Source organism: Gracilibacillus xinjiangensis (assembly GCF_042651765.1).
GTDB classification, from domain to species: Bacteria; Bacillota; Bacilli; order Bacillales; family Amphibacillaceae; genus Gracilibacillus; species Gracilibacillus xinjiangensis.
The window spans coordinates 524,676-545,485 of record NZ_JBHSDT010000008.1; the positions used below are offsets into that span (position 1 = coordinate 524,676).

A 20,810-nucleotide genomic window follows, 5' to 3' on the forward strand; every position below is an offset into this window, starting at 1 on the left:
TTATAAAATTCACTTATTCACTCACTAGCATTCTAGAAGAACTGATTGTAGTAGTCATGGGAGTAAATGCCATGGTGAAAAGTAGTCAATCTGCGGCATCAAGCGGGGCGAGCACCTCATAACACCAATTGCTATTCTTTCAATGAACCAACTTCTCCGAATTTAAGGGAATGTTGTCCTTCACCAAATGTTTGCACCTCGTTTTGTCCAGATTCATTGATATGGTCGATTGTTAACAGTAAATTCGCTTGTTCTTTATTTTTCAGGCGGGCAATATCTGTTCCATCAATGTACCAGTTTGCTTGAAGGTCAGCTAATTCCAGGTTTACTTGGTTTGTAAATCCTGTAATTTCTACATCAACATTGCTAGGTAACGAGATGGTTGGATAATAGTTTGTATAGTGATAATCCCAGCCGTTATGGTTAGGTGGTGAGAAAAGACTAACATATAGTGTATTGTCAACTTGATGGATAGATGCCACATCATCTTCCGTTAATCGTTGATTCTCCGCATTCGTTTGATAGGTACCAAAAATAGATACTGCCATTGCTTCATTAGCTGTTACCTTTGCTAAACCATTTTTTGAATCAATGACAATCCTTTCAATGCTATTATCGATCTTTTCTTCAATAACCGGGAGAGCACCTGATATTTGCTCATCATTGATATAATTATTTACAGCAGCTAATACTCCGGAACTTGCCCCAACGTAAAAAACAATCGACATACAACCGATAAAAGTAATAAAAAGGATGGAGAACACATCATATTTGATGATAGGTTGTTCTTTCTTAGCTAAAAATAAATAGATTAAAATTTCAGCACCTAAGACAATTAATAATATGGGGACCCAAATGAGGGCAATTTTGCTTATCTCCCAATTAGTGAATTGAGAGATAAACAATACCACACCTAGTCCTATTAATGATAACCCCATAGAGATCGAACCTACACGCCATTGTCTCATTTTACGTTCACCTTCTTTCTTTTTTTCGTACCGATCATTAGTTTAATTCCAATTCCGATCAATAGGAGACATACAATTGTTACTTGAAAATACTGGTGATAATATTGCCAGACATTAATGTCATAGAGCTCCCTGAATTGTTCCGCAACCACCGGCATTAAAATCGTATCAAACAAATAGAAACAGCCGAGTACAATTAACCCTAGTCCTAACCATTTTTGATGATTAGCTAATTGTTTGAAGATAGGAATGTCTTCAAGCAATTCTTCCTCATATTTATTTGCTAACTGTAATGCATCGAAAAAGCTGTAGAACCAAATGATTGGGATGATAAAAAGGAAAAAAGTTAAATGCAATACATCAAGTATATAGATCGATAACAGGAATGCTGCCATTAACTGTAATCCTCGTTTTTGTAAACCTAAATACATATGACCAGCACCAGGGAAAATAGATAACGTTGTTGCAAGTATTTTACTTTTCCTGTTTTCTTGTCGCAGTTGATCAAAATCATCCATAATTGTTCGGTCATGCAGTATCTCACCTGCTTGTTTTTTATTCAATAACTGAATAATGTCAAACAAGCTGTATACCCATATAATCGGGAGTGCTAGTAAAAAGATCAGGAAAACACCGCTCGTTAAAAATGAAATAAACAAAACCATTGAGATTATCCCTAAAAAAGCTGCTAACAGTGTCAAGCCGCGATGTGTAAGTCCTAAGTAAAAATGACCGACACCTGGCATGAATGATAATAGAATGGTAATGAAGCGTTCATTTTGAATTAAATTAGCAGGATGTACCTCCCCTGTACTAGTATTATCTACTGCTTTACGACTAATGATTGTGATAATAATATCCAACATATTGATAAACCATAAAGCTCCTGCTAAAGCAAAGAATAGAAGAAAAATTGCATCACTATAGATTAAAATACCTGTAATGATACCTAAGCCAAGAGCGCCTAAAAAGAAAATCGGATACAGTGCTCCACGAATTTTATAGCCTAAATAAATATGACCAAAGCCGGGAAACAATGCGAGAAATAAAGCTAATATCGGTGATTTGTTCATTTGTTGTTTTCCTCCTTCATCTGATCGAGTATATCAGTCGTTTTATTCATTAATTGCTCTGAAATAGATACTCTGGTACCGACATCTTTCTGGTCGGATATTTGGATAACCTCTTCAAATAATCCGCTAAATGTGAAAAACAGGGTAAGACCAGCAGCAAGGAAATAGTGGACCATGATGTGACTCTGCTTTTTTGTTTGATGATTTTCCTGATTGAATGATTTAGATCTTTCTATTTCCTCAATTGTCTTCTCTGTAAATGTTTCAGAAACGGAACGTTCGACAGGAAAGGTTTCAATAACATCAAGGTAAAGGGAGAAGCATGATTCACATTCTGTTAAATGGCGATCAATTATTGACTGGTCCTCTTTTGCCAATTGATTCCCGCAATATTTCAATAGCTTTTCTTTATGAATATGTACCATCAAAAATCTTCCTCCTTCCAATTTTCCTTCATCCACACCCTTGCCCGGTAAAGCCTCATTTTTACAGTAGTTTCTTTTAAGTCAAGCTTATCTGCTATAGTTTTGTATTGCAGGCCGTCAAAATGGTAAAGTCTAACTACTTGCTGAAACTTTACTGGCATTTGATTGATTGCTTTTTGGACAAGTTCCTCTTTTTCTTTTGCTAACAACATCTGATCTACACGACTTTCATCTGCATATAAGTAATCTTCTTCAAATCTGGTAAGATCCTCTTGCTGCCTTTGCTTTTTCCTTTTAAGATCAATTGCTTTATGTAAGGCAATTCTACTTATCCATGTTTTAAATCCTTGATTTTGATAGGATGGGAGAGCATAAATCATTTTAATAAACGTTTCCTGTGCGACATCTTCAGCTTCTTTTTCATCATGTATCACACTATAAGCTACTTTAAATACATGATGTTTATATTTCTCAATCAACAGCCTTAATGCCTGCTTGTTGCCTGTTTTTACTTTTCCTATTAATACATCATCTTGAATAGCTCTCTCCCCCCTTCCAACTGTCTCTGTACAATAGACGAAAAAAATATTAAGATTACTACATAATTTTTTATTTTTTTTAAAAGAAAGTAATGGCAATGGGTAAATATACCGTATAACTTGATATGCAGAGGAAGATTCTTATGATAAGAAGGATGGAACATACAAATGTGGAGGAAGTGATGAAGATATGGCTCAAAGAAAACATATCGGCACATTACTTTATTGATAAAAAATATTGGATCACTAAATTTGATTTAGTGAAAAATATGCTTGATCTTGCTGATATTTATATTTTCCAAGAGAGTGTGGAAAATGAAGTAACAGGTTTCATCGGATTAATGGATAGAAGTTATATTGCTGGTTTATTTGTCCAATCCTTTGCACAATCCAACGGGATAGGAAGCCAATTGCTCAATAAAGCTAAATCACTTGGGTCACACCTGCAACTTGAAGTATACAGAAAAAATACACATGCCATACAGTTTTATTCTCGACACGGATTCGTTATAAGTGAAGAAAGAGTTAATGTGGTGACAAATGAACAAGAACTTGTAATGAAGTGGAATCGTATATAGAGAGAGGGGTTTTCACCTTGTTAAAAAAAATCTTATATGTATCAGGAGCCTTATCTATATTAGGTCTGTTAGGTAAGGTGTATCATGACACGAATGTAGTTAAAGTAACTCCAGTAACATTCATGACTAACAGATTAAGGAAAGATAACAATATCTCGATATTGCAAATCAGTGATCTCCACAATAAGACATTTGGTAACCATCACCAATCACTAATAAAACAAATAAAACGGGTGAATGCAGATATAATCGTTATCACAGGTGATTTAATTGACAGAAAAACAATGGATTTTCGTGCAGTTATAAGGTTTGTAAATGAGCTTAAAAAAATGAACCAGCACATTTTTTATGTTACAGGCAATCATGAGAGGGATAATCTGTATCTTAATAAATTTCTTCTACAACTTGAGACCAGTGGTGTGCGAATTTTAGACAATAAGACGACATATTTACAACATAATGAGGAACAAATTCAACTAATGGGCATATCTGGTGACTCTTTAAAAAACGGCAACATAAAAGAACTGCTTCAAAAAGTTGATGATCGGAATTTCACGCTTTTTTTATCACATGTTCCCAATGCTGTGAAATATTTAACTGGAACTTCAATTGATTTGGTTTTGAGCGGTCATACACATGGCGGGCAAATCAGGCTACCAGTTATCGGTTCAGTTATGGTGCCAGACCAAGGTCTATTCCCTTATTTCGATAAAGGGGTATATGAGTGGGAAAAAGGAAAATTATTATATATAGATAGTGGGGCAGGTACGACAAGATTGCCTGTACGGTTTTTAAATCAAAGTCAAATCAGCATTATTCATATTAGGGGAAATAAAAGTTAAAAACTGCAGCTGCAGATATCATTTCGATCTTTGCTGGCGTTGAATAAAACAATTACGATAAGGAAATTTGCTGGGGATGTACCTAACTTGTCATTATTATGGTAAAGTTATGGTAAAACAACAATAGTTTGATTCTTTCTTCCATACCAATTGAAATTGAACTGGGATGTCTACTACTGACCGATTTTTTTAGGGTGACGAAAGATCAATATGCTGTAAGGAGGGCTCTTATATAGGGGAAAATGATGAAAAAATTTTGTGAAATAAATATATTACTATACTGGAAATTCTATATTGATCATTTGAAAATTAGTTTAAGTAAGGGAAAAACAAGTGAGTGTACAGGAAAGAATAAATTTAGCCAACAAAAGTGGAATGTTTACCGTGATGCTATCTCTTCAGCTACCCAAGGTAAATTCCGGTTAATTTCTTATGACCAAATTGAAACCTATTGCCAAGGGAAACATTTATGTGACATGCGGATTAACAGTAAAGAGGATATTCCATTGGCTAGATATGCTGCAAATCAAGCTTTCGAAAAAACAGGTATAAGAACACCGATACTTATGAACTATCAGTTAATCATCTCTGAAGCTGTTACCAATGTAATCAAACATGCAAACAAGGGAAAAATGAGCATCTATTATAAGCCAAATGAGTTTCGTATAGTTATCCAAGATAAAGGACCTGGTTTTCCATTAGAAATATTGTCACAAATAACAACGCAAACTGGTTTTTCAACAAAAGAGTCACTTGGCCATGGATTCACAGTAATGATGAAAATGTCAAAACAGCTTCTTCTTAAAACCTCTTCCAACGGTTCGACCTTAATTATAATTTTAGATGGTTTAAACTAATCATCTAACATTATGAATGGTTTGTCAGTGTAAACAATTGGAGCTGAGGAGAGTGAGTTCAGTATAGTTTCTTCCCAGAAATCGTGAGAGATACGGCAAATATAATATTTTAATTATTCTGGAGGCGTGTATTTTGGAGTGGATGGAGCCATATACATATTATTTATCTATTATGGGGTTATTATTGTTTTTTGTTGGTGTCTTATTATTAAAAAGACCTAGAACACTAAGCCGCATTTATTTATCTATTTCATTATTATTAATAAGCTTGTTTATTATATTAACTGCTATAGAGTTACTTGTTGATGAATATGTCTTGATGATATGGCTGCGGAATTTGCAGCAGATTTCATTATATCTGATTCCTATTATCTTGTTTGGTTATGCAATGGAGTTAAATAAACATAATAGTCAAAAAACGATAATATATACGTGTTTACTAGCTATTCCACCAATTATAACATTGCTGTTAATATATACTGATCATTTGCATGGCTGGATGCGTACAAGCATTACTGTTGATGAAATATGGAGTCTCTCTGAACTGTCCATTCTGCCAACAAGATTAAGCATGGTACTATCTGCCTACCCAACCTTCTTGGCATTGTTTACCATTCTTTTATTGATGCGAAATATGAATGACATACCTGTTTACAACCGCTGGAACCACATTTTCTCTGCTATTGCTATATTTATACCTGTCTTTTTTATTATGTTTTTTTCGTTTATTCCCTACTCCATCCCTGGAGAAATGGCATTATCTTTTACTATGATGGCTATTCTGTTAATTATTGTCAACAAGAGATATGATTTAAATTCTGTTTGGCCGTTTTCAAGCAAACAAATATTGGAGTCACTTGATGAAGGGATTCTATTATTTGATTCAAATAATAGATTGATTGAAATAAATCAGTCAGGCAGCTGCTTTGTTCAACATATATTTGGCCGGAATATTGCAAAAGAGCAATTGATGGGGAAGAATGTTTCAGAAATTTTCCGAAATGAAGAGGAAGTTATCTTACCAGTTTGTCAAAGGGAGCATAAACGTTTTGAATGGCATTATCATTCTTCCTATTTCAAAATTAATATTGTTCCAACAGGTAATGAAAATAACGGGATGCAGCTCGTTGTTGTTACCGATTTAACGGAGATGAAGCTGATCGAAAAAAAGTTATATCACCTGGCACATTATGATGAATTAACGAATATTTCGAACAGAAGATCTTTTATGGAAAGGTATAAAAATATAGTGAGTGCGGATAATTTTTTTACATTCTTGCTTCTTGATGTTGATTATTTCAAACAGTTTAATGACAATTATGGTCATTTGACAGGTGACCATGTATTACGGAAACTAGCTCTTTTGTTAAATGAATATTTCGCGAATCAAAGTGCTCATGCTATTGTCGGGAGGATTGGCGGGGAAGAATTTGCTGTACTAATCGATAAGTGCAGAGATGATTCAATTCAAATTGCCAAAGGTTTCCAGAAATTGTTAGCAGAGCAACCGATCCAATTAAGTAATTGTAAAGAAGAACGAATAACGGTTAGCATTGGAATTACTTCAAGTAAGATCGGAGAAATCTTACCTTTTGAAAAAGCTTATCATGAAGCGGACATAGCTTTATATCAAGCAAAAGCTGGCGGAAGAGATCATATAGAGGTATATCAAATCAAAGAGCCAATATCTTAACTGATATTAACACGGGAAACATAAAGAAGGAGTTGTGATCAGTCAACTCCTTCATATTTACAGATATCCACTTTAAAAAAATCAACTAATGACTAGTAATCTTGCAACACTTACTATATAATGTCATTAGGAAAATTTATTTACCTCTGCACTGATCTTCTTCTTTTCTTCGTTAAATTTGTTATGTGTTTCGCTAATCAAATGATAAAACAAGTCTTTTCCATTTTCCTCTAAACTAGCAATGCCCACACCTGTTATGCCTCCAGTCACACACACCTTATCTATTAGTTCTTCCAGTGTAAAATGATTGTCTGCAAGTAATGTTCCAAAACCTTCAAACATCTTTTCCATTAATACCGTTGCCTTTTCGTTTGTTATTTCTGTTGAGTTACTTGCAGCCTTGATAAATTTTTGGGCCAGATATGCGAAAAAAGCGGGTCCGCAAGAAACAATATCGGATGCTACTCGAACAATATCTTCTTCAATTTCCACTGGTTCTGAAAAGCCTTTACATCTTTTCAAGAATAATTCCTTTCTGGAAATATCCATCTTATCACTAAAGGTAACTAGTGTTACACCTGCTAATGATTGATTTGTAATACTAGGGATCATTCTTGCTACTTGGCAATTAACGATCGATTCAATTTCCGGGACAGATAAAGCACTTGTAATGGAAACGAGAAGTTGCTGTTCTGTTAATACATCTTTTATTTCATTTAATAATGGAATCATCTGATTTGGTTTTACACAAATAAATAATGTATCAACGGCATTGATTAAGCTTGATACATCCTCTTCTACATGTATATTTTGGTATGTTTCTTTAAGAAGATATGCCTTTTTAATTGATCGATTAGTGATGTACAAATCATTCTGGTTAACAACATGGGATTGAACAAATGCGTGTACTAACACTTGCCCCATATTTCCAGTACCTATTATTCCCCATTTCATTTTATTCGCCTCCTTTGTTTTTCCATTGGGTTAAGCTAATAAATAAATTTGGATAAATAACTATATAATTCTATGCGAAAGGGATGATTTTATGACACTCTTAAGAAAATATTGGTATATAGCCATTTTTGGAATGGTGATATTAATATGGGTCCTGATTAATCCTTCTGTTACAAAAAATAGTTCTACTGAACAAAAGAATATTGCATTTGATCAGTCGCAGGAAACTGAAGCTTTCCGGAAATTGGAGGAGGAAGAGAGTATCACTGCAATGGTAGATATAAAAGGAGAAGTAGTGTATCCAGGTGTTTATGAGGTTGACAATGATGATCGGGTAAAAGATGTTATCAAGAAAGCGGGAGGAGTAACAGATAATGCAGTAATGGAATCTGTTAACATGGCAGAACGTGTTTATGATGAAATGGTCATTATTGTGACAGCGGATAGTAATGATCCTTTAAATAGTAATGAAACGAAGACATCAGATGGAAGAGTAAAAATTAATCATGCTGACAAAGGTGACTTGATGACAATTTCAGGGATCGGTGAAGTAAAGGCAAATGCTATTATAGAGCACCGGGATTTATATGGAAAATTTAAATCGCTAGAAGATCTTTCTGAAGTGAGTGGGATTGGTGAAAAAACGATTGAAAAGATAGAAGAATACATACAAGTTCCATAAGTCTATTGACTCATTGATAATGTATCGCTAAACTTTTAGAAAGATAGTTGAATATAAAAATGGTAAGGAGCGTTTTTTATGGAGAGAATTTCTTGGCATCAATATTTTATGGCACAAAGTCATTTATTGGCATTAAGAAGCACGTGCGAGCGTTTAATGGTTGGTGCTACCATTGTTAGGGATAAAAGAATTATTGCAGGGGGATATAACGGTAGTGTGTCTGGCAGTGTTCACTGTATCGATGATGGTTGTTATGTAATTGATGGTCATTGTGTCAGAACCGTTCATGCAGAGATGAATGCAATCTTACAATGTGCTAAATTCGGGGCATCAACAGAGGGGGCTGAAATTTATGTCACACATTTTCCTTGTTTAAATTGTTGTAAAGCAATTATTCAGAGCGGGATTAAGACAGTTTACTATGCTGCAGATTACAAAAATCACCGATATGCAATCGAGTTATTTAAAGAAGCAAATATTAAAGTAGAAAAAGTAGTGTTAGATAAAGCAACAATTAACTTAATACCGAATCAGTGATGATGATATTTTGTTGGTGGAAATGGAGAAAAACATTACGGCATGGGGGAGATGCGAGGATTCCCTCTAAGCTTTCTATCTTTATCATAAGTAGATAAGTGCTATATTCAGTCTATCACATCCAATTATGATATAAATACAAACAAGTAAGCGGTTGGAAGGTGGTGCTTGTAATAGGTCATTTATGGCATTGGTATGTAATTGTTTATGTTATTGCCATATTCATTAAGGGAAATGGCGATTATTGGCTTTGTTTACTAACAGGTAGTACAGTCATCTATTTTATTGCTGCGAAAAGATGGTCAATTAGCTTCAGTTTCAGCATCTTAATTGTATTTTTGATAGGCTGGTTCCACAATGCAGCTCCTAATAATTTGCCTCCGGATCAGTTAACTTCTTTAACTAACCTTCAAGGAACAATCACTTCAGACCTCACCCTAACTGATAATTCCTATTCATTCGATTTTAAGGTAAGGGAAACTGTTATCAAAGTCTATTATTTTTTCGATGAAGAGGAAAATACATATGAGCATATAAAATCATTCCAGCATGGAAGTTTTTGTACACTGCATGGTACCTTTCAATCTGATACCAATGCAACTAATCCTGGTCAATTTAATTATCAGGAATTTTTAAAAAAGCAAGGTTTTTCAGGCCAATTTGTGATTGCAGATACAAATCAAGCTAATTGTGAAGGTTCATCATTTGTTCAGCAATTGTACAATTTCCGAAATACACTTTTAGAAAAACTGAACAACAATACAGATCATTTCACAATGTCTTGGATGAAAGCTTTACTGTTCGGTGACCGCAACCTGCTTCCAGATGAGACAGTCAAGCTTTTTCAAAATTGGGGATTGTCACACTTATTAGCGATATCTGGTCTGCATGTAGGGTTATTGTTAACATGTCTTTATTTTTTCGGTTTATATATGGTAAGAATGACAAAGGAACAGATACAGGGAATTATTGTCACCATTCTGCCAATCTATCCAGTCATCGCTGGATCAGCTCCATCCGTTTGGCGGGCAAGTATTCTTGCATTATTTTTAATTGTTTTAAGAAAATGGAGAATTCCATTGCAAACATCAAGTGTGCTTAGTTTAGTTTTTTTGGCTATGACCTTGGCAGACCCATATATTGTTCATTCTCTTGCATTTCAATTCAGTTTTCTTGTGACTTATTCTATCCTGTTCTCAAAAAAAATAGCAGCAGATAATATAGGAAATGGCTGGATTATCCTTCGAATAAGTATGATAAGTATGTTGGTTATTTTACCCCTTCAAATTAATGCATTTTACCAGTTTCAGCCACTTTCTATACTTTTAAATGTCATCGTTATTCCCTATTTTTCGCTTTTTGTACTCCCATTCCTCCTTCTGATTTGCTGCAGTTTGATGGTGCCGCAGTTTCTCCCGATATTAAATTATATATTCCATTCTATTCATCACCATTTCCTTGTTCTCCTTAGCACAATGGATCAGTTGATTTCAAATACATGGACAGTTGGCTCACTTCCGGCACCATATATTATGATTTATTATCTCATTTTATTATGCTTTTTTATTTTATTGGAAAAGGAACGGGAGCTGGAGGCTTTTCTTATGGGAACATTGCTTGTGGGAAGTTTAATGATCATTAGTATATTTCCATATTTAGACTCAAACGGACGAATTACTATTTTGGACATTGGTCAAGGTGATGCCATTATCGTTGAGTTGCCGCATCGTAGCAACGTATTCCTTATTGATGCTGGCGGGAGGATGAATAAAGATTATTCTTCCGCAACCAGTTCAGTCTATGAACAAATTATTCGTCCATATCTTCATTCGCGCGGGATTTCAAAATTGGATGCTATTATTGCGTCGCATGGAGATAATGACCACATCGGCAGTTTCCCTTTTATAGTAAAAGATTTTCAAGTAAATTATCTCATTACATCAGCTTTTTTTAATGAACAATATGTTAAGGATTATAATCAGTTAAACAGACGTATGATCCATCAGCCAACAAAAGCGGGTTCAGAAATTATTATGGGGAACCATAAACTTAAGGTATTGCATCCATATAAAGATATGGAAGATACAAATGAAAATTCTTTAGTATTGTATGCAAAATTTGGTGGTTTATCATGGTTATTTACAGGAGACATAGGTGAGGAAAGTGAAGTTGAATTATTAAATAACTATCCAAAATTACAAGTAGATGTATTAAAAGTAGCTCATCACGGCAGTGACACATCAACATCCGAGGAATTTTTACTGGAGACACAACCGCTCATTAGTATAATTTCTGTAGGGAGAAGGAACAGATATGGCCACCCGAGTGCCGATGTAGTAGACCGATTAGAATCTTCAAGTAATATTGTTCTTCGTACAGACGAACATGGGGCAGTAACCTATATTTTTAATAATAAAAGTGGAACGTTTTCAACTTATTTTCCATATGATGCAGTAAATAATACAAAAGGTAACGTGCAATAAGAAAAACGAGACCTGCAGATAAGCCTCGTTTTTATGTAAACAATTATGAACCTATAGCATCAAAAATAACGGCAATAAAGAAAATGATCATAAAAAATGCAAATGAGAAAATAAAACCAGCACCCGCGTCAAATATGTCATGACTCTTGGATTGCACTTCTTTTTCAAATTCATTCATAATTATACCTCCTTGTGTAAATTTCTTTTCCTACAGTATTCCCTCACTTAGCAAGAGTTAACACCTATATATTTAAGTGTTTCGGTCAATCTATATGTAAGGAAAATGCCGCAGCTTAATTAGATACCTAGGGCTAATTAAGTTGCGTTAATATAGATTGTGGAGGGAAGGTGTAAACAACTTTCCCTTCTTTAATTATTCCATTTAATATAGCAAATACTAGAAGGATGGAATAAACTTTTCTTAATACTAATCTTATTATACAATAAAACATATTAAAGAAATTTTCAAGATTTTCCGTAACAGTGGACAAACGTATGACATATTGGGGATGAAATAAATGAACTATTTAGAGACAATTGAACAAATAAAAAAAGGGACTATTGCTCCTATTTATTACATATATGGAACAGAAACCTATATGATAGAAGAAATTAAGCAATCATTGTATAAATACAGTATGAGTGAGGAGGACCGTGACACGAATGTATCCATATTTGACCTCGAGGAAATAGCTATTCAGGAAGTGGTGAATGATGCGAATACCTATCCTTTTTTTGGTGAGAAGAAATTAATTATTGCCACAAATGCAAGTTTCTTAAAAGCAAAGCCGCCTGTCACAGACATTGATCATCAAAATGACGTATTAATTGATTATCTGATAAATCCAGCCCCTTACTCTGTATTAGTAATTATTGCACCATTTGAAAAATTAGATGAAAGAAAGAAAGTTGTCAAACAGCTTAAAAAAAATGCTGTTGCCATTTCTTGTGAGCCATTAAAAGAATGGAACATGAATGAAGCATTAGAACGAATTGCAAAAAACCACCATGTTCAAATGGCGCCTGATGTTGTGACATATATGATTAATGAAATCGGCACAGACTTAATGATCCTTCAATCTGAAATGGAGAAAATGGCTCTTTATATTGGGGAAGGGAATACTATCAGGCTGGAGGACGCCGAATTATTACTATCCCATCATGAAAGTAATTCTGCATTAAAATTGGTTGATGCTATTATTGCAAATGATTTAGTCAAAGCAATCAACATAACGAAAGATCTGGAAAAACTGGGTGAAGAACCAATTAAGTTAATTGCACTATTAGCATCACAGTTTCGGACATTGCTACATGTAAAGATATTAAACCAAAAAGGATATAACCAGAAACAGATGGCCTCACAATTAAAGATCCATCCATATGTTGCTAAACTATCTGTCACCAGGCAGGCACAATTTACAAATGAAGAATTATCGGAAGCAATTAAGCTGCTTGCAGAAACTGATGAGAATATGAAGACAGGAAGAGTTGAGAAAGAACTGGGTTTTGAATTATTATTATACCAGCTGATCATGTTAAGAAGGCAAAAAGTTAAGGTTTAGTAAAAAAAGCCGCAACCATAGGAGGTTGCGGCTTTTTTAATTATGCGCTAATTTCGTTCACTTTTTTAGATAATCTTGCTTTTTGGCGATTACCTTTGTTTTTATGGATTAAACCTTTTTGTACCGCTTTATCGATTTTCTTTACAGCTGTTTGAAGAGCTGATTTAGCAGTCTCAGCATCCTTAGATGCTACTAATGTTTCCACTTTTTTAATATGTGAACGCATATCCGTTTTAATCGATTGGTTGTGTAAACGATGGTCTTCGTTCGTACGTACACGTTTAATTGCTGATTTAATATTTGCCATTCTATTCACCTCCACTATACATCGTACCATTACTTTAATTGGGTCAAAAGACATTTTACCAAAGCTTCGCGAACTTTTCAATAAAAATTATTCGTTCTCTTTATGTATCAAACAAATTGTAACGGAAAAAACTATGTGAAATTGAATGATGGGAGTTGTGTTTGATGAATAACCAAGATTTTGGGGTTCGAACAGATTTAGCAGTGGAAGCAAAGGAAATGTATGTGGAAAAAGAGAAACAAAAAAAAGATCAGATAAAAGGTGTGGAAATTACGGAGAAAAAGGAAGGGAACATTCGGATAACATATGTGAATGTAGACAAAGAAGGGGGAGAGCAAATAGGTAAAAGTCCTGGTTCTTATCGTACCATCTATTCTGATGCGATCAAGCGACAAGATACTACATTGCAGCATGAAACGGCTAAGGCTGTATGTTCTCAACTCACAGAAATATTAGTGAAAAATCATATAGCAAAAGATGCGACAGGCTTAATTGTAGGGCTGGGAAATCGTTATGTAACTCCGGATGCGCTTGGTCCGCTGGCGATTGAGAAAGTGTTGGTAACAAACCACCTTTTTGTCCATCAACCGGAATATGTAGCAGAAGGCTATCGAAGGGTTGCAACAATTAACCCTGGTGTAATGGGTGTAACAGGAATAGAAACCAGTGATATCATAAAAGGGGTAATCGACACATTAAAACCAGGTTTCGTTATTGCTATTGATGCATTAGCTTCACGATCAATCGAACGCGTTAATGCAACGATTCAATTATCGGATGCAGGCATTCATCCAGGTTCAGGTGTTGGAAATAAAAGAAAAGAGCTTAGTAAGGAAACTTTGGGAATACCAGTAATTGCCATTGGCGTGCCTACAGTTGTTGATGCTGTAACAATTACAAGTGATGCGATCGACTATGTGCTGAAACATATAGGTAAGGAAATGAAGGAAATAGATCAACCGTCGAAATCACTCACACCTGCAGGGATGAATTTTGGCTCAAGAAAATTATCCAATGAAGATTTGCCATCACCAGAAAAACGAGAAAAAATATTAGGAATGATTGGTTCATTGGATGAACAGGAAAAAAGAGCATTGATGCAAGAAGTGTTAACACCGTTAGGTCACAATTTGATGGTGACGCCAAAGGAAATAGATGGATATATTGAAGACATGGCACACTTGCTCGCAAAAGCAATTAATGCGGCATTGCATGATAGTGTTGATATACGGTCAGCTTCTTCTTACTCAAGATAAATTTATTTTACAGTTCTACTCTCATATCATCTGACATACATTTCTAGTAAATGTAATAGAGTTAATAGAGAGGGGAACGAAATGAATCGATCTTTTTCAAGAAAAAAAAGAGTGCTGCTGTTTTCCAAACATAAAATACTTGTTGTTATATCTGCTTTTATTATCTCATTTTTTACTATGTGCATCATTGTTGGTGTAATGACAAGTTTAGAGCCGAATTATCGAGTTTCTTCCACAACATTAAAAAAATGGACTAGTAATGTGGATGAGGCCCATTTTTTATCATTATTTATATTGGAAAACAGAATATTTAAAGAGGCCTTACCTAAAGATGAACCTGAATTAGAGTTATGGAAGATTATATTTGAAGTTGGCGCGAATATTCGATTACATGAAGTAAGAAGCTTAGTCAGCAGGGAAATACCTGGATTTAATATTTATGATAATCAGATACTGATTGCAGGTGAAGGTACAGATTATACAAATTTGACTGTTGAATCCAATCCGCCATTAGATGTTGTTTTGGAGGAAAGAGAAGCAACAATGCCAGAAGATCAACCGAACCCGGCACCGCCAAAAGAACAGCCAGTCGAACAAACAACAGGCGATAAGGAAGTTGTCTTTATTTATAACACACATAACAGGGAATCTTTCTTGCCGCACCTTCCAGATGTAACAGATCCGAATGGTGCATTTCACCATGAAGTCAATATTACGAAGGTTAGTGATCAGTTAGCAAAAGACCTTGAATCACAGGGGATTGGTACCACCGTTGATCATACTGACATTGGATCCATCCTTGTGGAAAAGGGATGGGATTATTCTGCACATTCCTATAAGGCATCTAAAGATGTAGTTGAGGCAGCGTTAACGACCAACAAGGATTTAAGTTTTGTATTTGATTTACACAGAGACAGCATGAGAGCGGATGTGACGACAAAAGAAATTAATGGCAAAAAATATGCGAAACTGATGTTTGTTATTGGTGGAAATAACCCTAATTATGAGAAGAATTTTGCATTAGCTTCCGAACTTCATGAGTTGCTTGAGCAGAAATATCCTGGTATAAGCCGTGGTGTTCAAATGTATGATGGTGCAGGTCGAAATGGTGTTTATAACCAAGATGTTTCTGGCAATGCACTAACAATCGAATTCGGCGGGGTAGATAATACGATGGAAGAGCTTTATAACACCTCAGATGTTTTTGCAGAAGTATTCAGTGAATATTATTGGGATGCAGAGAAAGTGTCTGCACAATAAGGGGTGTATCAATGATGAAGTACGTTTTTTATCTGCTTATATTATCTGTTATTTTTTCTATCGGTTTATATATAGGGATGGACCGTACATCCCCTGTTACGAATTCAGTTGTTCAACAACCCATAACGGATGACCAGTCTGCAGGAGACAATCAGATTGTTAATGAGTTAATGGTGGACAGGCAAGACATTATAAAAGAAATGGACAATCCAAACGATCTGGTGACAACATTACCAGAGGAACGTCCATTCCTTTCCCGTGTAGCAAATGGGGGAGAACAAGTCGTAAAAATTGTCTGTGACAATCTCGTTACCATAACACATACTTTTGTTGATGGAATATTCTGATGGGAGAACAATGATGCTGGGTTATAGATAAATAATTGGTCCAGTGTTAGTCTAGGGCATATTAACAAGCTGAGGAATAACAGGAGACTACTATTGAAATACCAGTTGTTCTTCAGCGACTGATTAGCACTACCTGCATTTAGGACTTTAGAAAGTCATTTTGTCTGTTTTATTATGTTTTGGTTTGGAAGTTTAGACCATTTGCGGATAGTGGAAGTTCATTTCTCATGGATTTCTATTGAACATCCTTCTTTTCACTGCTATAATCAATCCTAGTATATTGTGCTCGCACATAGGAGTTGAATGACATTGACGAACGTTAGAAATCAAAGTAAGGTACGAAATTTTTCAATTATAGCACATATCGATCATGGTAAATCTACATTAGCTGATCGTATTCTAGAGAAAACAAAAGCATTAACAGCTCGGGAGATGAAAGAGCAATTTCTGGATGCAATGGATTTGGAACGAGAAAGAGGAATTACGATAAAATTAAACGCTGTTCAATTAAAATATCAGCGTGAAGATGATGACGAATATTTATTCCACTTAATCGATACACCAGGTCACGTTGATTTTACATATGAGGTGTCGAGAAGTCTGGCAGCATGTGAAGGTGCCATACTAGTTGTAGATGCAGCCCAAGGAATTGAAGCCCAGACACTTGCCAATGTATATTTAGCATTAGATAACGATTTGGAGATAATCCCAGTTATCAATAAAATTGACCTTCCAAGTGCTGATCCTGAACGAGTGAAGCAGGAAATTACTGATGTGATCGGGATTGACGGAGATGAGGCAATATTAGCAAGTGCAAAATCAGGAATTGGAATCGAAGAAATACTGGAACAAATCGTTGAGCGAATTCCAGCACCTGTTGGTAATCCTGATGATCCGTTAAAAGCACTGATTTTCGATTCATTATATGATCCTTACCGAGGGGTTGTAGCATATGTTTGTATCAAAGAAGGTTCCGTTAAAGTCGGCGATAAGATTCGTATGATGGCAACAGGAAAAGAATTTGAAGTAAATGAAGTCGGCGTATTTAACCCGAAACCAATTAAACAGGACATGTTAACTGTCGGAGATGTTGGATATTTAACAGCATCAATCAAAAATGTTGGTGATACACGTGTTGGTGATACGATTACACTAGCTAACCGGCCGGCAGAAGAAGCATTACCTGGCTATCGTAAACTAAACCCGATGGTGTTCTGTGGTTTATATCCAGTTGATGCTGATAAATACAATGATCTGCGTGAAGCTTTAGAACGTCTGGAGCTTAATGACTCATCACTTCAGTATGAAGCGGAAACATCCCAAGCTTTAGGTTTCGGCTTTCGATGCGGTTTCTTAGGACTTCTTCATATGGAGATCATTCAGGAACGAATTGAACGTGAGTTTGGCATTGATTTAATTACTACTGCGCCTAGTGTTATTTACAAAGTAATTAAAACAGACGAAGAAGAGCTGACAATTGATAATCCATCATTTATGCCTGATAACCAATCAATCAAAGAAGTACAAGAGCCTTATGTGAAAGCATCAGTGATGGTACCAAATGATTTTGTCGGTCCTGTTATGGAAATATGCCAGAAAAAACGCGGTGAGTTTATTAACATGGACTATTTGGATGAGAATCGAGTCAGTGTTGTATACGAGATCCCATTGTCTGAGATTGTCTATGATTTCTTTGATCAATTAAAATCCCAAACAAAAGGCTATGCGTCATTTGATTATGAGATGATTGGATATAAAGCATCCAATCTTGTGAAAATGGACATCTTATTAAATGGTGACACGATTGATGCACTGTCATTTATTGTTCATAAGGATTTCGCTTTTGAACGCGGCAAGCAGATTGCGGATAAATTAAAGACTCTAATTCCTCGACAACAATTTGAAGTGCCAATTCAGGCAGCAATTGGAAATAAAATTGTGGCAAGAACTAACATCAAAGCAATGCGTAAAAATGTATTGAGTAAATGTTATGGCGGGGATATTTCACGGAAACGGAAGCTTCTTGAGAAACAAAAAGAAGGAAAGAAACGAATGAAAATGGTCGGTTCTGTTGAAGTGCCACAAGAAGCGTTTATGGCAGTACTTAAAATGGATGAAGATTAAACTTTGAACCCTTGCCATTTGGCAAGGGTTTTGCCATAGAATGAAGGGGGAAGAACATGATAACATCTGCATACATTCATATACCTTTTTGTGAGAAAATCTGTCACTATTGTGATTTCACTAAATTTTTCTACGAAGAGAAGATGGCAGACGATTATTTAGCAGCATTAGAAAATGAATTAAATACAACTATCCTGAATCCAAAGCAAAAAATGAAAACTATATTTGTAGGCGGGGGGACACCTACAGCTTTAAATGAACGCCAATTATTGCAGCTTGTAACAATGATTGATAAATATTTTGATGTCGAAAAGGCAGATGAATATACATTCGAAGCTAATCCTGGTGACTTATCAAAAGAAAAGATTAAGCTCTTAAAAGATCATGGTGTGAATAGAATTTCTATGGGTGTACAAGATTTTAATGATGTGAGGCTAGAACAATTGGGCAGATTACATCGTGTGAAAGATGTTTATCAAAACATTAACGACCTTACTCAAATAGGCCTAACCAATATCAGCATTGATTTAATGTACAGTTTACCAAACCAGTCATTCGAAGACTTTGTGAAATCATTAGAGGAAGCACTGCAGTTTGATTTACCTCATTACTCTGCCTATTCGCTGCAGATTGAACCAAAAACAATTTTTTATCAAAGGTATAAAAAAGGGAAATTAACAAAGCCGCCAGAAGAAATCGAAGCAGATATGTATGAGCACTTACGTAAAGAGATGAATCAAAAAGGGGTATACCAATATGAAATAAGTAATTTTGCTAAGCCTGGTTATGAGAGTAAGCATAATCTAACTTATTGGAATAATGATTATTACTATGGTTTTGGTGCAGGTTCGCATGCATATTTACCGGGAAAACGTGTAATTAATGTTCGCCCGCATCCTGCTTATGTGGAAAAAGCAATGAAAACAGGAAAGCCAGTATTGCATGTAGAGGAAATCGGGAAAAAAGAACGTATCGAGGAAGAGTTATTTCTTGGATTAAGAAAAAGTGAAGGTGTTTCCTTGGCAAACTTTGAACAAAAATATAACCTTTCTATTGAAGCACTATATCAGGATGATCTGAATCTGCTTAAGCAAAGGGGCTGGATTAAAATTGCCGATGGATTTATCCGTCTGACAGAAGCAGGAAAGCCATTTGGCAATGAAGTATTTCAAGCATTTTTATTAGAAGAACAACAATTGAAGTTTCTCGATTGACATTTTTAAAAGGATTTGATAGTTTATTATTAGATTTAGCACTCGGGTGTTAAGAGTGCTAACAGAGGTGATCATCGATGCTTACAGATAGGCAAATTCAAGTTTTACAGGTCATAATTGATGAATTCATCCAAACTGCACAACCGATTGGATCAAGGGCGATTGCTAAAAAGGATCAAATTAACATTAGTCCTGCAACAATTCGGAATGAGATGGCAGACTTGGAAGATTTAGGTTTTATCGAGAAAACTCACACTTCTTCAGGTCGGGTTCCTTCCGAAAGAGGTTACCGGTTTTATGTGGACCATTTGTTGTCCCCATTTCATCTTTCTAATAAAGAGATGTCGGTAATTGCCCATGCCTTTGAGAAAGAGCTTATTGAATTTGAAAAAGTTGTCCAGAAGTCAGCTAGAATATTGTCAGACATGACAAATTATACTTCTATTATCCTTGGTCCAGAAGTATTTAAAACAACATTAAAACAAATTCAAATTATTAGCCTTTCCGATCAGGCCGCTGTTGCTATACTTGTCACAAATACGGGACATGTAGAACATCGTTATTTTAATATCCCAAACACAATGAAAGCAACTGATCTTGAGAAGTTAGTTAATATCTTAAATGCCCGCCTTGTCGGTGTGCCGATTATTCAATTGCAGGAGAAGTTATATGGGGAAGTGGCAGAACTACTTCACCAGCACAGTAATGATTTTGAAAAAACTTACGCATATTTAAAGGCAGCATTGTTGGAGAATAAACCTGTAAAACTGTATATGGATGGAAAAACCAATATATTATTGCAACCAGAGTTTAATGATATTGAAAAAATTCAATCACTTTATTCTGTTATGGAAAAAGAGGATGAAATGGCAAATATTTTACGAACTTCTGGCAAGGGAATCAAAGTTTCGATAGGTCAAGAAAATGAATTAAATGAAATGCAAGATTGCAGCCTTATTACGGCCACCTATACTTTAGGCGGGGAACAAATGGGGACAATAGCATTGTTAGGACCGACGAGAATGGAGTATTCCAGAGTTATCTCATTATTAAACGTTTTGTCTAAACGGTTATCAAAGACATTTAACTCCTGGTATTAAAACAAAGAA

Annotated in this window: 20 protein-coding genes and 1 pseudogene; 14 read left to right on the forward strand and 7 right to left on the reverse strand. The window is 35.3% G+C overall.

Going from position 1 to position 20,810, the window contains the following annotated elements; translation table 11 throughout:
• Positions 1-131: 131 nt before the first annotated feature.
• Genes ACFOY7_RS13815 through ACFOY7_RS13830 form a run of 4 tightly spaced genes read right to left on the reverse strand, consistent with a single transcriptional unit; the run spans position 132 to position 3,104 of the window.
• Positions 132-968 carry a hypothetical protein gene (locus ACFOY7_RS13815; protein ID WP_390252683.1) on the reverse strand — a complete coding sequence of 279 codons (837 nt, stop codon included), beginning with the start codon at positions 966-968 and terminating at the stop codon, positions 132-134.
• Entirely contained in the window at positions 965-2,041 is a 1,077-nt protein-coding gene (locus tag ACFOY7_RS13820; protein WP_390252685.1) for a hypothetical protein, read from the reverse strand. The genes ACFOY7_RS13815 and ACFOY7_RS13820 overlap by 4 nt, the downstream gene beginning before the upstream one ends.
• On the reverse strand, positions 2,038-2,469 hold the full coding sequence (locus ACFOY7_RS13825) for a hypothetical protein (protein WP_390252686.1): 432 nt from the start codon (positions 2,467-2,469) through the stop codon (positions 2,038-2,040). The genes ACFOY7_RS13820 and ACFOY7_RS13825 overlap by 4 nt, the downstream gene beginning before the upstream one ends.
• Entirely contained in the window at positions 2,466-3,104 is a 639-nt protein-coding gene (locus ACFOY7_RS13830) for an RNA polymerase sigma factor (RefSeq protein WP_390252687.1), read from the reverse strand. Before ACFOY7_RS13830 ends, ACFOY7_RS13825 begins: the two co-directional genes overlap by 4 nt.
• Before the next feature lie 44 nt (positions 3,105-3,148).
• Between ACFOY7_RS13830 and ACFOY7_RS13835 the strand changes: the two genes are divergently transcribed.
• The 4 genes from ACFOY7_RS13835 to ACFOY7_RS13850 all read left to right on the forward strand — a co-directional run bounded on the left by ACFOY7_RS13835 (position 3,149) and on the right by ACFOY7_RS13850 (position 6,975).
• Positions 3,149-3,583 (forward strand): GNAT family N-acetyltransferase, encoded by a 435-nt coding sequence (locus ACFOY7_RS13835; RefSeq protein ID WP_390252688.1) that lies wholly within the window; start codon positions 3,149-3,151, stop codon positions 3,581-3,583.
• Positions 3,584-3,600: 17 nt separating this feature from the next.
• Positions 3,601-4,425 carry a metallophosphoesterase gene (locus ACFOY7_RS13840; protein ID WP_390252689.1) on the forward strand — a complete coding sequence of 275 codons (825 nt, stop codon included), beginning with the start codon at positions 3,601-3,603 and terminating at the stop codon, positions 4,423-4,425.
• A gap of 245 nt (positions 4,426-4,670) precedes the next feature.
• Entirely contained in the window at positions 4,671-5,282 is a 612-nt protein-coding gene (locus tag ACFOY7_RS13845; protein ID WP_390252690.1) for an ATP-binding protein, read from the forward strand.
• Positions 5,283-5,424: 142 nt separating this feature from the next.
• The gene (locus ACFOY7_RS13850) at positions 5,425-6,975 is read left to right on the forward strand and encodes a sensor domain-containing diguanylate cyclase (protein ID WP_390254107.1); all 1,551 of its coding nucleotides are present in this window, start codon (positions 5,425-5,427) and stop codon (positions 6,973-6,975) included.
• Positions 6,976-7,101: 126 nt separating this feature from the next.
• Here ACFOY7_RS13850 and comER read toward each other — a convergent pair.
• Positions 7,102-7,932: pseudogene (gene comER, locus ACFOY7_RS13855) on the reverse strand (late competence protein ComER); the annotation flags it as partial.
• An 88-nt stretch (positions 7,933-8,020) separates the two neighbouring features.
• Here comER and ACFOY7_RS13860 point away from each other — a divergent pair.
• The 3 genes from ACFOY7_RS13860 (at position 8,021) to ACFOY7_RS13870 (ending at position 11,631) form a co-directional block, all read left to right on the forward strand.
• Positions 8,021-8,611, forward strand: coding sequence for a helix-hairpin-helix domain-containing protein (locus tag ACFOY7_RS13860; RefSeq protein ID WP_390252691.1), 591 nt, complete (start codon positions 8,021-8,023; stop codon positions 8,609-8,611).
• A 78-nt stretch (positions 8,612-8,689) separates the two neighbouring features.
• On the forward strand, positions 8,690-9,148 hold the full coding sequence (locus ACFOY7_RS13865) for a ComE operon protein 2 (RefSeq protein WP_390252692.1): 459 nt from the start codon (positions 8,690-8,692) through the stop codon (positions 9,146-9,148).
• A 161-nt stretch (positions 9,149-9,309) separates the two neighbouring features.
• Complete coding sequence (locus ACFOY7_RS13870; RefSeq protein ID WP_390252693.1) at positions 9,310-11,631, forward strand: DNA internalization-related competence protein ComEC/Rec2; 2,322 nt, start codon at positions 9,310-9,312, stop codon at positions 11,629-11,631.
• 43 nt (positions 11,632-11,674) lie between these two features.
• Here the strand turns inward: ACFOY7_RS13870 and ACFOY7_RS13875 are convergent, their stop codons facing one another.
• A complete protein-coding gene (locus ACFOY7_RS13875; RefSeq protein ID WP_390252694.1) occupies positions 11,675-11,809 on the reverse strand; it encodes a YqzM family protein in 135 nt (44 codons plus the stop codon).
• A 340-nt stretch (positions 11,810-12,149) separates the two neighbouring features.
• Here ACFOY7_RS13875 and holA point away from each other — a divergent pair, with 340 nt between their 5' ends.
• On the forward strand, positions 12,150-13,193 hold the full coding sequence (gene holA / locus ACFOY7_RS13880) for a DNA polymerase III subunit delta (protein ID WP_390252695.1): 1,044 nt from the start codon (positions 12,150-12,152) through the stop codon (positions 13,191-13,193).
• Between the two features lie 40 nt (positions 13,194-13,233).
• Here the strand turns inward: holA and rpsT are convergent, their stop codons facing one another.
• Positions 13,234-13,500, reverse strand: coding sequence for a 30S ribosomal protein S20 (gene rpsT, locus ACFOY7_RS13885; protein ID WP_390252696.1), 267 nt, complete (start codon positions 13,498-13,500; stop codon positions 13,234-13,236).
• A 164-nt stretch (positions 13,501-13,664) separates the two neighbouring features.
• On the opposite strand from rpsT, the gene gpr reads away from it, so the two are divergent.
• From gpr to hrcA, 6 genes are all read left to right on the forward strand, one after another.
• Complete coding sequence (gene gpr, locus ACFOY7_RS13890; protein WP_390252697.1) at positions 13,665-14,756, forward strand: GPR endopeptidase; 1,092 nt, start codon at positions 13,665-13,667, stop codon at positions 14,754-14,756.
• Between the two features lie 81 nt (positions 14,757-14,837).
• A complete protein-coding gene (gene spoIIP, locus ACFOY7_RS13895) occupies positions 14,838-16,016 on the forward strand; it encodes a stage II sporulation protein P (protein ID WP_390252698.1) in 1,179 nt (392 codons plus the stop codon).
• Between the two features lie 11 nt (positions 16,017-16,027).
• Positions 16,028-16,363, forward strand: coding sequence for a hypothetical protein (locus tag ACFOY7_RS13900; RefSeq protein ID WP_390252699.1), 336 nt, complete (start codon positions 16,028-16,030; stop codon positions 16,361-16,363).
• Positions 16,364-16,666: 303 nt separating this feature from the next.
• Positions 16,667-18,487, forward strand: coding sequence for a translation elongation factor 4 (lepA, locus tag ACFOY7_RS13905; protein WP_390252700.1), 1,821 nt, complete (start codon positions 16,667-16,669; stop codon positions 18,485-18,487).
• A 56-nt stretch (positions 18,488-18,543) separates the two neighbouring features.
• Positions 18,544-19,701: a radical SAM family heme chaperone HemW gene (gene hemW, locus ACFOY7_RS13910; protein ID WP_390252701.1), complete on the forward strand. Its 1,158-nt coding sequence runs from the start codon at positions 18,544-18,546 to the stop codon at positions 19,699-19,701.
• 77 nt (positions 19,702-19,778) lie between these two features.
• On the forward strand, positions 19,779-20,801 hold the full coding sequence (gene hrcA / locus ACFOY7_RS13915) for a heat-inducible transcriptional repressor HrcA (protein ID WP_390252702.1): 1,023 nt from the start codon (positions 19,779-19,781) through the stop codon (positions 20,799-20,801).
• Positions 20,802-20,810: the final 9 nt, after the last annotated feature.